The sequence below is a fragment of the Actinopolyspora alba genome, from assembly GCF_900112765.1.
In the GTDB taxonomy this organism is placed as follows: Bacteria; Actinomycetota; Actinomycetes; order Mycobacteriales; family Pseudonocardiaceae; genus Actinopolyspora; species Actinopolyspora alba.
The window spans coordinates 135,740-149,257 of sequence record NZ_FOMZ01000007.1 but is presented as its reverse complement, the minus strand read 5'-3'; the positions used below and the strand labels follow the sequence as shown (position 1 = coordinate 149,257).

Annotated in this window: 14 protein-coding genes; 7 read left to right on the top strand and 7 right to left on the bottom strand. The window is 66.8% G+C overall.

Going from position 1 to position 13,518, the window contains the following annotated elements; all coding sequences use genetic code 11:
- The first annotated feature begins 265 nt into the window (after positions 1 to 265).
- Together BM150_RS12095 and BM150_RS12090 are read left to right on the top strand one after the other, a co-directional pair.
- Complete coding sequence (locus BM150_RS12095) at positions 266 to 931, top strand: potassium channel family protein (protein ID WP_092927184.1); 666 nt, start codon at positions 266 to 268, stop codon at positions 929 to 931.
- Positions 931 to 1,602 (top strand): potassium channel family protein, encoded by a 672-nt coding sequence (locus BM150_RS12090; RefSeq protein WP_092927182.1) that lies wholly within the window; start codon positions 931 to 933, stop codon positions 1,600 to 1,602. Before BM150_RS12095 ends, BM150_RS12090 begins: the two co-directional genes overlap by 1 nt.
- A 147-nt stretch (positions 1,603 to 1,749) precedes the next feature.
- Here the strand turns inward: BM150_RS12090 and BM150_RS12085 are convergent, their stop codons facing one another.
- The 4 genes from BM150_RS12085 to dut form a co-directional block, all read right to left on the bottom strand.
- Entirely contained in the window at positions 1,750 to 2,571 is an 822-nt protein-coding gene (locus tag BM150_RS12085) for a DUF3159 domain-containing protein (protein WP_092927180.1), read from the bottom strand.
- Positions 2,568 to 2,945, bottom strand: a complete 378-nt coding sequence (locus BM150_RS12080) for an OB-fold nucleic acid binding domain-containing protein (RefSeq protein ID WP_092628784.1) — start codon at positions 2,943 to 2,945, stop codon at positions 2,568 to 2,570. The genes BM150_RS12085 and BM150_RS12080 overlap by 4 nt, the downstream gene beginning before the upstream one ends.
- Before the next feature lie 151 nt (positions 2,946 to 3,096).
- Positions 3,097 to 3,732, bottom strand: a complete 636-nt coding sequence (locus BM150_RS12075; RefSeq protein ID WP_092927178.1) for a DUF3710 domain-containing protein — start codon at positions 3,730 to 3,732, stop codon at positions 3,097 to 3,099.
- A 4-nt stretch (positions 3,733 to 3,736) separates the two neighbouring features.
- Entirely contained in the window at positions 3,737 to 4,243 is a 507-nt protein-coding gene (gene dut, locus BM150_RS12070; RefSeq protein WP_092927176.1) for a dUTP diphosphatase, read from the bottom strand.
- A gap of 24 nt (positions 4,244 to 4,267) precedes the next feature.
- Between dut and BM150_RS12065 the strand changes: the two genes are divergently transcribed.
- Positions 4,268 to 4,807: a DUF3093 domain-containing protein gene (locus BM150_RS12065; RefSeq protein WP_175496795.1), complete on the top strand. Its 540-nt coding sequence runs from the start codon at positions 4,268 to 4,270 to the stop codon at positions 4,805 to 4,807.
- A 195-nt stretch (positions 4,808 to 5,002) separates the two neighbouring features.
- Here the strand turns inward: BM150_RS12065 and BM150_RS12060 are convergent, their stop codons facing one another.
- Positions 5,003 to 5,305: a DUF4193 domain-containing protein gene (locus BM150_RS12060; RefSeq protein ID WP_092628599.1), complete on the bottom strand. Its 303-nt coding sequence runs from the start codon at positions 5,303 to 5,305 to the stop codon at positions 5,003 to 5,005.
- Between the two features lie 558 nt (positions 5,306 to 5,863).
- Here BM150_RS12060 and cei point away from each other — a divergent pair.
- Positions 5,864 to 6,577, top strand: coding sequence for an envelope integrity protein Cei (gene cei, locus BM150_RS12055; RefSeq protein WP_175496794.1), 714 nt, complete (start codon positions 5,864 to 5,866; stop codon positions 6,575 to 6,577).
- A 125-nt stretch (positions 6,578 to 6,702) separates the two neighbouring features.
- Here cei and BM150_RS12050 read toward each other — a convergent pair whose 3' ends face one another.
- On the bottom strand, positions 6,703 to 7,533 hold the full coding sequence (locus tag BM150_RS12050) for an inositol monophosphatase family protein (RefSeq protein WP_092927172.1): 831 nt from the start codon (positions 7,531 to 7,533) through the stop codon (positions 6,703 to 6,705).
- Positions 7,534 to 7,596: 63 nt separating this feature from the next.
- Between BM150_RS12050 and ppgK the strand changes: the two genes are divergently transcribed.
- From ppgK to BM150_RS12035, 3 genes are all read left to right on the top strand, one after another.
- Entirely contained in the window at positions 7,597 to 8,355 is a 759-nt protein-coding gene (gene ppgK / locus BM150_RS12045; RefSeq protein WP_092927170.1) for a polyphosphate--glucose phosphotransferase, read from the top strand.
- 327 nt (positions 8,356 to 8,682) lie between these two features.
- Positions 8,683 to 10,191, top strand: a complete 1,509-nt coding sequence (locus BM150_RS12040) for an RNA polymerase sigma factor (RefSeq protein WP_092927516.1) — start codon at positions 8,683 to 8,685, stop codon at positions 10,189 to 10,191.
- Positions 10,192 to 11,041: 850 nt separating this feature from the next.
- Entirely contained in the window at positions 11,042 to 11,236 is a 195-nt protein-coding gene (locus tag BM150_RS12035) for a DUF7455 domain-containing protein (protein ID WP_092628606.1), read from the top strand.
- 295 nt (positions 11,237 to 11,531) lie between these two features.
- Here BM150_RS12035 and BM150_RS12030 read toward each other — a convergent pair whose 3' ends face one another.
- Positions 11,532 to 13,346 (bottom strand): DEAD/DEAH box helicase, encoded by a 1,815-nt coding sequence (locus BM150_RS12030; RefSeq protein ID WP_092927514.1) that lies wholly within the window; start codon positions 13,344 to 13,346, stop codon positions 11,532 to 11,534.
- Positions 13,347 to 13,518: the final 172 nt, after the last annotated feature.

Here is a 13,518-nt window from a genome sequence, read left to right as displayed (position 1 = left end):
GGCAGCGAACTCGTTGCGCACCGGAAACCGAACACCGCGTTCTCGACGGACCCCCTGGGTGAGCGACCCCCGCCTCACTCGATACGGTGCACCGGCCCGCGTCGACTAAGCGCGTCGTGTCGATCCGCTCCGTCGTCCTCACCGGATCGGGCCGTTTCGAGACACGGAGACTCGGCACACCGACGGGTACTGTCAGAGCTGTGGGAAGGGTCACGGATCCCGACACAGTGGGTCCGGCAACCAGCCGAGAGCGAGGAAACCGGTCGTGCATGTCGTGATCATGGGCTGTGGCCGAGTGGGGGCTTCCCTCGCGGCCGCACTGCAACGGCTCGATCACACCGTGGCAGTCGTGGACAAGAACGGTGAGTCCTTCCACCGGTTGAGCAAGCAGTTCCACGGCCAGTGTGTGACCGGGAACGGTTTCGACCGGGACGTACTGATCGAAGCCGGGATAGAACGGGCGGGCTCCTTCGCCGCCGTGTCCAACGGGGACAACTCCAACATCGTCTCGGCGCGGGTGGCCCGGGAGACCTTCGGGGTGGATCACGTGGTGGCACGGATCTACGACCCGAAACGGGCCGAGGTTTACCAGCGGTTGGGGATTCCGACGGTGGCCACGGTGCCGTGGACCACCGACCGGTTCCTGCGGATGCTGCTCCCGGAGGGGGTGGCGACGGATTGGCGGGACCCGTCCGGGAGCGTGGCCGTGCTGCGCCTGCCGTTGCACGAGAGCTGGGTGGGCAGGCGCACCCGTGACCTGGAGACCGCGACCGGATGCCGGGTCGCGTTCATCATGCGGTTCGGCAACGGTGTGCTTCCGAAGTCGGACACGGTGGTGCAGGCCGACGACACCGTCTACGTGGCGGCCCTGTCGGGAACGATCACCGAGATAACCGCGACGGCGCAGCGCCCACCCGAGGAGACCCAGTGATGCGCATCGCCATAGCCGGAGCAGGCGCGGTCGGGCAGTCCATAGCCGGCGAACTCCTCGACGGCGGGCACCAGGTCATGCTCATCGAGCGCTCGGCGCAGAACTACCAGCCCAGGGCCATTCCTGGAGCCCAGTGGGTGCACGCGGACGCCTGCGAGCTCTCCTCGCTGGAGGAGACCGGGATCGAGACCTGCGACGTGGTGATAGCGGCCACCGGTGACGACAAGGTCAACCTGGTGGTCTCGCTGCTGACCAAGACGGAGTTCGCGGTCAGGCGAGTCGCGGCACGGGTGAACGATCCGCACAACGAGTGGTTGTTCAACGAGGCGTGGGGGGTCGATGTCGCGGTGTCGACCCCGCGCATGCTGGCCGCGATGGTGGAGGAAGCGGTCAGTGTCGGTGACATCGTCCGACTCATGACGCTGCGTCAGGGCCAGGCCAACCTGGTGGAGATGACCCTGCCCGAAGGGGCTCCGCTGGCGGGCCGCAGGGTCCGTGACCTGACGCTTCCGGCGGACGCCGCGCTGGTCACGATCCTTCGCGGGGGGCGGGTCATCGTTCCGCGGCCCGACGACCCGCTGGAGGTGGGTGACGAGATGCTCTTCGTCGCCTCGGGCGACGTGGAACGGCGGATCAGTGAACTGGTGCACGACCCGCCGGACCTGGACTGAGGAGTACCGGCCGCGAAGCGGGGCAGACTCGTAGCGGTCGGATTTCCGAGCGGAACGGTTCACGGGAACGCTTCGCCGAAACGGCCGGGAGGAACACGCGGCGGGACCACCGCCCTCCCGGCAGCCGGACTCATCCCATTTCCGGAGTCATCCCATCTCGGGCCGGGGACGCGCCGGAGCCACCTCGCCGGTACCGGCACCACCGTCGGACTCCCCGGATTCGGCTTCGCTTGCCTGTTCGGCGACCTTGCCCGCGCGTCGAATGGCCCAGACCGTCACCAGCAGTGCCAGCGCGGTGAGCGGATACCCCATGGCGATACGCGCCACGGCCAGCCAGCCCGTCTCGTCAGCGGCGTAAAGCCACTGCTGCACCACGAACTTGGCGACGAAAACGATCGTCCAGGCAAGCGTCGCCAGATCGTAACCGGTCAAGGCCTTTCGCTGCTGTCGCCACCGGAACCCGTGCCCGTTGAGCACGGACCAGGCGACGCCGATCAGCGGCCAGCGCACGAGCATCGAAACGAGGAAGACGCCACCGTAGATCAGGCTGGTCCAGATCCCGAGCAGAAAGAACCCCTTGGCGTCCCCCGTGCGGTAGGCGATGAAGGAACAAACCGCCACCCCGAGCACACCCGAGACAGCCGGTTGCAGGGGTTCCCTTCGGACGATCCGCACCAGGGCGAGCACGAGGGAGCTCGCGATGGCGATCCAAATGGCCGGAATCATCCCGACCAGCGAGTTGGCGACAACGAACACGACGATGGGAACGGCGGAATAGGCGAGACCGCTGACACCGCCCATCTGCTGCAGCAGTGTCTGCTCGGCCCCGTCGGCTCCCTCGGCGGGGGCACGCATCCCGAACGGCGGCTTGGGCGAACCGGCGGTCCCGTCGGACCCGCCGTCGGACGCCTCGTCGTAACTCCGGACGGGGTCGTCCCCGTCCGGAGTGGATGAACTGGATTCAGTCATGCGGTGTTCTGCAACTCGTAGTAGGGATTGTAAAGAACCTTGTGACCATCACGATCGGCAATCCGACCGCGGGCCTTTATAGTTCTGCCGGGTTCGATACCGGTGATCTGACGCCTGCCGAGCCAAACCAATGTCACCCCGTCGGTGCCGTCGTACAACTCGGCTTCCAACGTGGGGACCGAAGCCTTGGGCGCCATACCGACGCAGCGGACTCGGCCCAGCACCTCCGCTTGTTCACCGCACTTGCAGTCGCACGCCCGCCTGGCTCCGCTCGCCCGCGACCTCTCGGAGAGGTCGTCGGCGTCGAGTTCGGCGACGTCGCTGGTGAGGCGACGTACGAGGCGGCGGAGGTAGCCGTCTCCGGTGTTGCTCATCTCGCGCTCCTGTGCGCAGTGGGCCAGTGTGCCCGCGCGGGTTCTCACCCGTGCGAGTTCAGCCTAGTCTCGTAGTCCACCCTCATGTGGGGTAACGACGGTTCGAGCGAACGACTTCCGGCTTCGAACCACAGCCGGAGTGCGAGCGTTCTCAGGCTCCCGCCTGCTCCTGCTGCTGCTGAATGTGCTGTGCGATCTCCTCGGGAAGCTCGATCGGCAACGGGGTGCGGACCGGCATGGGGTCCGAACCGCGATCGACGACCGTCTCGTCGATGACCGCGTACAGTAGCTTCGTGCACGCCTCGAGGTCCTCGGACGGGCTGGCCGCCACACCGCGCAGCAACCAACGGGGCCCGTCCACACCGACGAACCGCAACGAGGTCCTGTCCGTGTCGGCCACGAGCTCGGTGTCCCAGATTCCCTGCTCGTGACGCACGTCGGCCCCGTCGGAACGCAACTGCTCGATCAGCTCCTCGCGCACCTCCTGCCAGAGGTCACCGGTTCGCGGAGCGGCGAACGCACTGACGGTGAGCCGCCCGGAGGGGGTGAGCAGGTGCACGGCCCGCACCGGCCCCTCGGGATCGACCTCCACCTGCAACTGGCTGTTCTCCGGCACGGGCAACCGCACCGATCCGAGATCGAGCCGTTCGACTTCGTCGTGCGGAGCCTCGTGCTTGTCGTAGGGTCCGCCGTCGGGCGCGGAATCCGCCCCGTCGTGATAGTCCTCGCTGACGTCGGAACCATCCGCGTCATTCTCGCGTCCGTCGCGACGGCGCCATCCGAACATCCCGTCAGACCTCCGTACTACCGGTCGTATTGCCTGTGTCGCCAACCTCGGCCGAACCCGTCAACGCACTGTGACCTCCGGTCGAACCATAACCGTCGGAACCGCGTACCGACTCCGGCAGTTGGACGACCTCCTCGAAAACGGCGTGTTCGACACGCTGCACCACCAACTGGGCTATTCGGTCCCCGCGCCGCAGTACGATCTCCCGGTCCGGATCATGATTGATCAAGCACACTTTGATCTCACCCCGGTAGCCCGCGTCAACGGTTCCCGGCGCGTTGACCACACTGAGCCCCGATCGGGCGGCCATCCCGGAACGCGGGTGCACGAAACCGGCGAAACCCTCCGGGAGAGCTATGGCGATCCCGGTACCGACCACAGCACGACGCCCGGGGTGGAGCACCAGGTCCTCCGCTGTGACGAGATCCGCACCGGCATCACCGGTCCGGGCGTAGGACGGGGGTTGTATTTCGGGATCGACACGAGTAAGCAGGACCTTCACGCTTGGCACGGGGCGCAAGACTACCCTGAGGACGTGTCGGATAGTTCAGAAGCGGCCCCCGAAAGCGGTCCCACAACCGGGTTGAATGACACGACCGGAGAAATCCGTTACCGGGAACGGCTGCACGTCTCCTGGTGGAGTTGGCCGTTGCCGCTCGTAGCGGCCGCCCTGCTGGCCGCAGAGGTGCACATGGGGTACCCGGGCATTCGGGCGTGGCTGCCCTACGTGGTGCTGTTGCCGTTGTCGATAGCCCTGCCTGTCTGGCTGAGCCGAACGCGCCTCGTGGTCACCGAGCGGGAACTACGGGCGGGCAACGCGCGGTTGCCGCTGCGGTTCGTCTCCGACGTCGAGGTGATCCCGCGGGAACGGAAACGACGAGCGCTCGGCCCGGAACTGGATCCGGCGGCCTTCATGCTGCACAGCCCCTGGGCACCAACCGCCGCACGAATCTGGTTGGACGATCCCGACGACCCGACCCCCTACTGGGTGGTCAGCACGCGGCACCCGGAACGACTGGCCGAGGTGCTGCGACGTGGCGAACGGCAGGCCGGCGGAGACCACCGAGCGGAGTAGCCCGGACCACGTGCTCGGGGGACGCCCACCGCATCCGGACAGCCCGCGGCGGATCGGCTCGGTGCCGAACGGGCCGGTGGAAGTGTGCCACGCTGAGAGCGGCACGTCCGCCGGGGCACACGTTGAACGTGAACAGCGGACTGGACGTGCGATTTCTCACATCCAGCCCGCCATCGGGTCCTCGACCCACGCGTTTCAGGCCGCGCAGTCGCGGCAGACGTATTTCCCGTTCCGCTCCCCCGCCAGTCGATTGCGGTGGTGCACTAGGAAACAGCTGGAGCAGGTGAACTCGTCGGCCTGCTTCGGGAGCACCTTGACGGTCATCTCCTCACCGGAGAGGTCGGCACCCGGAAGCTCGAAATTGTCCGCGATCTCACCCTCGTCCGTGTCCACGGACCCGGACTGAGCATCGTTGCGTTTGGCCTTGAGCTCTTCCAGCGAGTCCTCGGGAAGATCCTCGGACTCGTTGCGCCGCGGAGCGTCGTAGTCGGTGGCCATCTCGTTTCACCCCTGCATTTGTGGAGATTTGCAATGGTGTGCCGCTGGTCAACGTTCCAGGGCTCCAATTTGTGCCCGCACGCGAGAGTGGCGGAGGTCTCCGTTTGTCCTGCGCTCCAAGTTCCCCCGAAACGAGCGACCGACCTCAACCTCACAGCGTGGAGCGCGGGAAGGGTAGCTCATCCCGGAGCGTGATACGCACCGGGTCACCCATAGGTGTGGTATGTGCTTCACCCCGCCGCCGGTGAATCCTGTGGCCCGGGCAACAACATGGCAGGGTGGGACGCGGTCGAACGGACACGAAGAACGACATCGGTCAGCCGTGGAGACGATGGGGGTGCTCCACCGTTGCCACGATCTGTCCCATCGACGTAACGGCACACCTGGCAACGACGAAGACACACCGGGCAACAACTTCGACACGACTGTCCGCACGAGGCCGCGTAGTCGCGCTACAACACCTAAGCTGATTGGGGCGGACAGTCGATTCGGCGTGAAACCGTTTCGATCTAACTCACCGGGACGAATGACGGCTCGATCAGGGGAGGCTGGCAGAACGTGTCCACCGCGAGCACAGGAAAAGGGCTGCGGGGTCCGCGGTATCGGCGCCGGCGTCCATTGCCCGCGTTGATCCTGCTCGCCGTACTCGCCCTGTTGTCGGGTTTCGTCTGGACCAGGGTGTTCGAATCGACCGAGTCGGTGGAAATGGCGACTCGCTGCAACTTGCCGGAAGCCGAGGCCGGCACCTCGGCGGCGAAGCCCGGCGAACCTCCCACGAAGACGCCGGCGGGCACGATGCTGTCCCGTGAAGCGTTGGACGACACCACGCCGCTCCCCCCGCAGGACGTCTCGGTGCACGTGTTCAACGCCAACGGTGAGGCCAATCAGGCCACCCTGGTCACCGAGGAGCTGAACAATCTCGGATTCGCCAAAGGTGGCGACCCGGCCAACGATCCGATCTACACGGATCCGAACCTGAAATGCCACGGCCAGATACGCTACGGCCGTGCGGGTGCAGGAGCCGCCCGCACGCTGAGCCTGATCGCCCCCTGCGCGCAGTTGGTCCGCGACCAGCGCCCCGGCACGACGGTGGACCTGGCGCTGGGATCGGAGTTCGACGGGGTACGCGCCACCCAGCAGGCCCACCAGGTACTGCAGCAACTCAAGAACTGGGCCAAGGAGAACCGCCGGAGCGGAGCCGACCAACAGCGGGTGGGCCAACCGAACGTCTCCGAGGAACTGCTCGACGCCGCCCGTGACGTGCACTGTTAATCGTTGCCCTCCCCGGGCCCCACACGGGGCCGGGAACGTTCCCGACCCCGGATCCGCCGTGACGCGGGTGCGGCGTCGGACCCGCACGCCCGGACTCCGGTCGAGTCCCGCGGCACGCGAAGTTCTCAGATATCGGCGGCCCCGTGCTCGAACAACTTGCCGGTGAGACCGTCGACGATCCCGGGAGCAGCGCAGACGATGGCCTCGTCCCCCAGACCGTCGGTGGTTCCCGTCGCGGGCAGTCGTAACCGCGCGCCCGCCTCGGCGGCTATCAGCGAGCCGGCGGCCCAGTCCCACCGCGACAGGCCGTGTTCGTAGTAACCGTCCAGCCATCCGGCGGCAACAGCACACAGCTCGAGGGAAGCAGCGCCACCGCGCCTGATGTCGCGTATCTCACCGATCAGCTCCAGCAGCAGCGAAGCCTGTCGGACACGACGTTGCCGGAGATAACTGAATCCGGTTCCGAGCAACGCCAGGTCGAGGCGATGCGAATCGGCGACCCGGAGGGGCTCACCGTCGAGATCGGCACCGTGGCCCACCGCGGCGCTCCAGACACGCCCCGACGGGGGTTCCACCACGGCACCGGCCAACGAGACGCCGTCCAGCTGCGCGGCGATCGAAACGGCGTACGCGGGGTAGCCGTAGAGATAGTTGACGGTTCCGTCGATGGGATCGACCACCCAACGCAGCCCCGCCTGCTCCGCCTCACCCCCCTCCTCCTCGCCGAGTACCGACTCGCCCGGCCGGAGTTCGGCGAGTCGCCGCCTGATCAGCTTCTCGACCGCCCGGTCCGCGGCCGTCACCACGTCCGTCTCGGTACTCTTCGTGTCCACCGCACCCGCGGTGACGATCTCGTTCCGCATGGTCATCGCCAGGTCGGCGGCCTCCCGTGCGACGAGCACCGAAGTGTCCCGCAGCCCCACGGCGTCATACTGATGTGTCAAACCCACGTTCACATCGCAACACAGCGCGGTTAAAGTCTGCACACCTCGTCCTGAATCGAATAGGAAGGATCAGGCATGGGCACTGCCCGCGGATTCGGCATTGACATCGGCGGCTCCGGCATCAAGGGATGCCCGGTCGATGTCGAGGGTGGAGTCCTGGCCGACGAACGGCTGCGCATCTCGACTCCCCACCCATCCACCCCGGAAGCCGTGGCCGATGTGGTCGCCGAGATCGTCGGCAAGTTCGGCTGGGACGGCCCGGTGGGCATCACACTACCGTGCGTGATCAAGAACGGCACGGCGTTGACGGCCGCCAACATCGACGAAGACTGGATCGATACAGACGCCCAGGGACTGTTCGCCAAGCGGCTCGGGCGAGCTCGTGAGCAAATCGTAATGCTCAACGACGCCGACGCCGCGGGGCTGGCCGAGATGCGCTTCGGCGCCGGAGTGGAACGCGAATCCGGTCTCGTGGTCGTCCTCACGTTCGGCACCGGCATAGGCAGCTCGGCGTTCCTGGACGGGCGTCTGCTGCCGAACACCGAACTCGGGCACATCGAGGTCGCCGGGCAGGACGCCGAGGCTGAGGCAGCGGCCTCGGTCAAGGACAACCTCGGACTCAGCTACGAGGAGTGGGCTCCCAGGGTGAGCAGGTACATCCAGAGTCTGGAGAAGTTCCTGTGGCCGGATCTGATCATCGCGGGGGGCGGTGTCAGCAAGAAATCGCACAAGTGGCTGCCGCTGCTGCAGAACCGAACTCCGATCGTGGCGGCGTCGCTGAAGAACGACGCGGGTATAGTCGGTGCGGCATCAGCCGCCGCGCAACGCGCGTAGCATCCGGCTGCGGTGCTAAAACAATCGCACCGCGACTTCCCGAGCCGTGCACCGGGCGTTCCCGCGACGGGAGCGTGCGGCGCGGGCCCGGGGGTTGGTGCGCCGAATGGGGAATGTGGCTTCCGAGCGCGACGAACTCGGGGCGTCGGAGACCCGTGCACACGACACGGTGTTCTGATCAGCCTTGCAGCGGAACCACACTCACCTGACGCAGTTACAATGGAACACGTCCCACCGAATTCACGGCCTTCCGGCACGCCTCGTAGGGCTCGAACGGTGGGTTGTCCCCGACCCCTGGCGGCCGAGGTTTCGCGCCCCCGGCCAGCCCTGACAGACCGTCGCGAAAGGGCGTACGTGGCAGCCGCAGAAACCGCAACCCGACGCTCCGGCTCCGCTGCAGCATCAGGCGGGGCCCGGTCCGAGCCCAACAAGACGAAGACCGCTTCGAACGCGGACACGGCTCCCGAGGCCGAAACCGACGAAGCACCGAAATCCTCGTCCACCGGCAAGAAGAACTCCAAGGGCTCGACCACGACAAAGTCGAGCGGAACCAAGTCCAGCGGAACCAAGTCGAGCGGGACGAAATCGACCGGCCGCAAGAGCACTTCCAAGTCGTCTGCGAAGTCGACGACGAAGAAGACGGCCAAGTCGGCCGGTGACGACACCGCGTCCCAATCGACGGGCGAGTCGACTCCGGACCAGGCCAACGGCGAGAACCTGGAGATCGACGAACCGATCGAGACCGACCTGAGTTCGGCCAACATCGGAGACGGCGAGCTCGACGACATCGAGGTCGACATCCCCGAGGAGCCGGAGGTCGTCGAGGACGAGGAAGGCAAGACCGACCCGGACTTCGTCTGGGACGAGGAGGAGTCCGAAGCTCTCCGGCAGGCCCGCAAGGATGCCGAGCTGACCGCTTCTGCCGACTCCGTGCGTGCCTATCTCAAGCAGATCGGCAAGGTCGCGCTGCTCAACGCGGAGGAGGAGGTCGAACTCGCCAAACGGATCGAGGCGGGCCTCTACGCCGCCGAGCGGCTGCGGCAGGCGGAGGAAGCGGGCGAGATGCCCCCCTTGCAACTGCGGCGGGACCTGCGCTGGATCGTGCGCGACGGTGAGCGCGCGAAGAGCCACCTGCTGGAGGCCAACCTGCGGTTGGTGGTGAGCCTGGCCAAGCGCTACACCGGGCGTGGAATGGCCTTTCTGGACCTGATCCAGGAGGGCAACCTGGGCCTGATCCGTGCGGTCGAGAAGTTCGACTACACCAAGGGCTACAAGTTCTCCACCTACGCCACCTGGTGGATCCGACAGGCGATCACGCGCGCCATGGCGGACCAGGCCCGCACGATCCGCATTCCGGTCCACATGGTCGAGGTCATCAACAAGCTCGGCCGCATCCAGCGTGAACTGCTGCAGGATCTGGGGCGCGAGCCCACTCCGGAAGAGCTCGCCAAGGAGATGGACATCTCCCCCGAGAAGGTCCTGGAGATCCAGCAGTACGCCAGGGAACCCATCTCGCTCGACCAGACCATCGGTGACGAGGGCGACAGCCAGCTCGGTGACTTCATCGAGGACTCCGAAGCCGTGGTGGCCGTGGACGCGGTCTCGTTCACCCTGTTGCAGGACCAGCTGCAGTCGGTGCTGCAGACGCTCTCGGAACGGGAGGCCGGTGTGGTCCGCCTCCGGTTCGGACTCACCGACGGACAGCCACGCACGCTGGACGAGATCGGGCAGGTTTACGGCGTCACCCGGGAACGCATTCGCCAGATCGAGTCCAAGACGATGTCGAAGCTCCGGCATCCCTCGCGGTCCCAGGTACTGCGCGACTACCTGGACTGAGTGATCCGTCACGGGCCCGTGCCCGCTCGGGGCTCTCCCGGGTGGGTCGGTTCCCGCCAGGTGTGGCGGGGCACTTCGTGCGAACCACATCGCGTGCCCCGCAGCCCGGCGGTACCTCCGGTTCGCGGTCCTTCCGACCGGCGGGCCGACCAATGGGGATCTCGCGGCCCGGTGAACGTGTCCGAACACCCGAAATCGCACTCGCTCCGGCCGTCCCGCAACCGCGCCCGCCCCGAACGGGGCCGGGCGCTTTCTCGTGTCGACTCCGGGCCGGCCCGAAGCGAAAGTCCCGCCGCTCGCCCTGAGTTACGGGCGGCGGGCCGCCGATCGCCGCTGCCACACCGCGGCCACGAGGCCGGGATCTGATCGTGAATGGCCCCAGCCGGGTCGTTCGGCTCTCCACCCGTTCCGGACACGGCCCCGAGCAACACATCCCCCACGAAAAGTGATCGGGACCACATTTTTCGTACCACAGGTCGGGAACAGGAGTACTCCGCCCGTTCGCCCACAGCGGAACCCTCGACGTCGCAGCAGGCACAAATATGCCGAAAAACACACTGAAGAGCTATTGCTTTTTGATCCAAATCACAGATCGTGATCGGCCAATAGCATTGTTTTCGCTGGTCAGCAGGTAAGTGGCAAGCAGGGCTACAGTGTGCTCCCGCCCACTCCGCCATTCGGGCATTTCCGGGTGACGCAAGTCGCTGATCGAGGTTGGAACAGTGACGCGAGCCCAAGTGTCTGTAAGAGTGGAACTTGCGACACCGGCCCCGTCGCCAGCGGGCTACCGGTGGTTGCAGCAGGATCGAGGCGTCGGGTACCCCCGACGCCGGGACGGAGGGAGATTCCGATGCCTGACACACTCACCCGCCCCGAGTTGACCGCCGCCGACCGCTGTGACCGCTGCGGGGCCGCCGCAAAGCTCAGGGCAGTTCTCCAGTCCGGCGGAGAACTGCTGTTCTGCGGACACCACGCCCGTGAGTTCAAGTCGGGACTCAGCGAGATCGAGGCGGATCTGCAGGAAGACGAACAGATCGAACTCTGAGATCACGGTTACCGGACCGTCGGGGCGCCGGACGAGCCGAGCAGTCGGTGAATCCGGTCACCCGGCGAATTCCGGAGCCGGTTCCGGGGATGGAACCACAACGAGTGCCCGGTCGGACTCCTCCGGCCGGGCACTTCGTGTTTCGTTCTCCTCGCACCCCACTGGTTCCCCCGCCCCACCGGAGCCGGACGGATCCGGACCGGAAGCGGCGGGAGCCCGGCGGCCGCACCGATACCGGCCCGGGTGCCGAGGACGTCGGCAGGAGCCCGGGCACGTCACCAGGAACCCTGGCACGTCACCAGGAGCGAAGGGTGGCGATGCGCTCCTCCAGCTGTTCGATGCTGGCGCTGGCGGTGGCCGGCCCGCCACAGACCCGGCGCAACTCCTTGTGAATCGCCCCGTAGGGCTTTCCGGTCCGCTGGTGGTGCAGTGACACCACCTTGTTGAGCTCCTTGCGCAGCGCCTTGAGACGCTCCTGGACGCTCTGCGGACGCTGCTTGTCGGTCCCGGACTGCCCATCACCGGACGAGCCACCCTGCTGCGGATCGCGCCCCGGTGTCGTGGCCTGCTCCGCCTTGTGCTGCTTCTCGCGCTTGTCAACCTCGCGCAGCTGCTCCTGCTGGCGCTGCTGCAACAGCGCGCGCACCTGGTCCGGCTCCAGCAGACCGGGCAGCCCGATGTAGTCCTGCTCCTCCTCGGTGGTGGCGAAGGCAGCGGTACCGAACGAGGAGCCGTCGTAAATCACCTGGTCCAGCTCGGCCTCGGCCCCCAACGAGGTGTAGGGCTGCTCGTTCTCCCCCGGCTCGTCGCGCTGCCGGTTGGCCTCGACCAGTTCCTCGTCGTCCCAGCCCTCCTTCTCCCGGTGCGGCTTGCCGAGCACGTGGTCGCGATCGGCCTCCAGCTGGCTGGCGAGCTCGAGCAGCACGGGCACGCTGGGCAGGAAAATGCTGGCGGTCTCGCCGGAGCGGCGGGCACGTACGAACCGGCCGATGACCTGTGCGAAGAACAGCGGAGTGGAGGCACTCGTGGCGTAGACCCCCACGGCGAGCCGCGGCACGTCCACTCCCTCGCTGACCATGCGCACCGCCACCATCCAACGATCGTCGGACTCGGCGAAGGCGGCGATTCGCTCGGAGGCCTGCGGGTCGTCGGAAACCACCACGACCGGTTCCGTTCCACTGATGCGTTGCAGCGTCTTGGCGTAGGAACGAGCGCTCTTCTGGTCCGAGGCGATCACCAACCCGCCCGCGTCCGGCATCCCGTCGCGGCGGAGGTGGGTGAGCCTGGTGTCGGCGGCCTGCAGTACGGAGGGAATCCATTCCCCACCGGGATCGAGCGCGGTGCGCCAGGCACGCGCGGTCTGCTCGGCGGTCATGGGCTCGCCCAACCTGGCGGTGAACTCGTCACCGGCGCTGGTGCGCCAGCGGGCCTCGCCCGAGTAGGCGAGGAAAATTACCGGCCGGACCACACCGTCCCGCAACGCGTCGGAATAGCCGTACAGATGATCGGCCTTGCTGCGCTGCGCCCCGTCGGAGTCGGGCTCGTAGGTGATGAACGGGATGGGGTTGTCGTCGGAGCGGAACGGTGTACCGGTGAGGCTGAGCCTGCGCTCGGCGGGGGTGAATGCCTCCCGAACCGCGTCGCCCCAGGATTTGGCATCGCCCGCGTGGTGGACCTCGTCCAGAATCACCAGGGTTTTTCTGCGCTCGGTTCGCACCCGGTGCAGGTTGGGGTGCGAGGCGACCTGCGCGTAAGTGAGCGCGACACCACGATAGTCGCGGGAGGTCGTACCGTCGGAGTTGCTGAACTCGGAGTCGATCGGGATCCCGGCCCCGCCCGCGGCGAGCGCCCACTGATGCTTGAGGTGCTCGGTGGGGGTAACCACCGTCACCGCCTCCACCGTCCGGTCGGCCAACAACTCGGCGGCGACGCGCAGCCCGAAAGTGGTCTTACCCGCTCCCGGAGTCGCCACCGCCATGAAGTCGCGTGGTTTGCTCGCCAGGTACCTCGTCAGCGCTCTGCGCTGCCACGCACGCAGCGGCTTCTCGTTGGCCTGTGACGGGTCGCTGAGCACCGAACGAACGGATTGGTCAACTTGCGCCTCGGACACGCTCGTCTGCCACTCCTTTCCGATCAACACCCGCGGCCGGAGTCATCCGCCCCCGATCGGCCGAAACCCTCGGCAACGACACTTCCGCGCGACACCAAGAACCTCCGGGAGCCTACCGCTCGACCACTCGCCAGCGAGCCCGCAGGGGCGGGGGCGCCGGAGAATGAAACCC

Bases quoted from the DNA above. Each gene is read 5' to 3' on its own strand.
- BM150_RS12035 (WP_092628606.1), top strand. From the start codon at position 11,042: ATGCCTGACACACTCACCCGCCCCGAGTTGACCGCCGCCGACCGCTGT.
- BM150_RS12090 (WP_092927182.1), top strand. From the start codon at position 931: ATGCGCATCGCCATAGCCGGAGCAGGCGCGGTCGGGCAGTCCATAGCC.
- ppgK (WP_092927170.1), top strand. From the start codon at position 7,597: ATGGGCACTGCCCGCGGATTCGGCATTGACATCGGCGGCTCCGGCATC.
- BM150_RS12075 (WP_092927178.1), bottom strand. From the start codon at position 3,732: ATGTTCGGATGGCGCCGTCGCGACGGACGCGAGAATGACGCGGATGGT.
- BM150_RS12060 (WP_092628599.1), bottom strand. From the start codon at position 5,305: ATGGCCACCGACTACGACGCTCCGCGGCGCAACGAGTCCGAGGATCTT.
- BM150_RS12085 (WP_092927180.1), bottom strand. From the start codon at position 2,571: ATGACTGAATCCAGTTCATCCACTCCGGACGGGGACGACCCCGTCCGG.
- BM150_RS12080 (WP_092628784.1), bottom strand. From the start codon at position 2,945: ATGAGCAACACCGGAGACGGCTACCTCCGCCGCCTCGTACGTCGCCTC.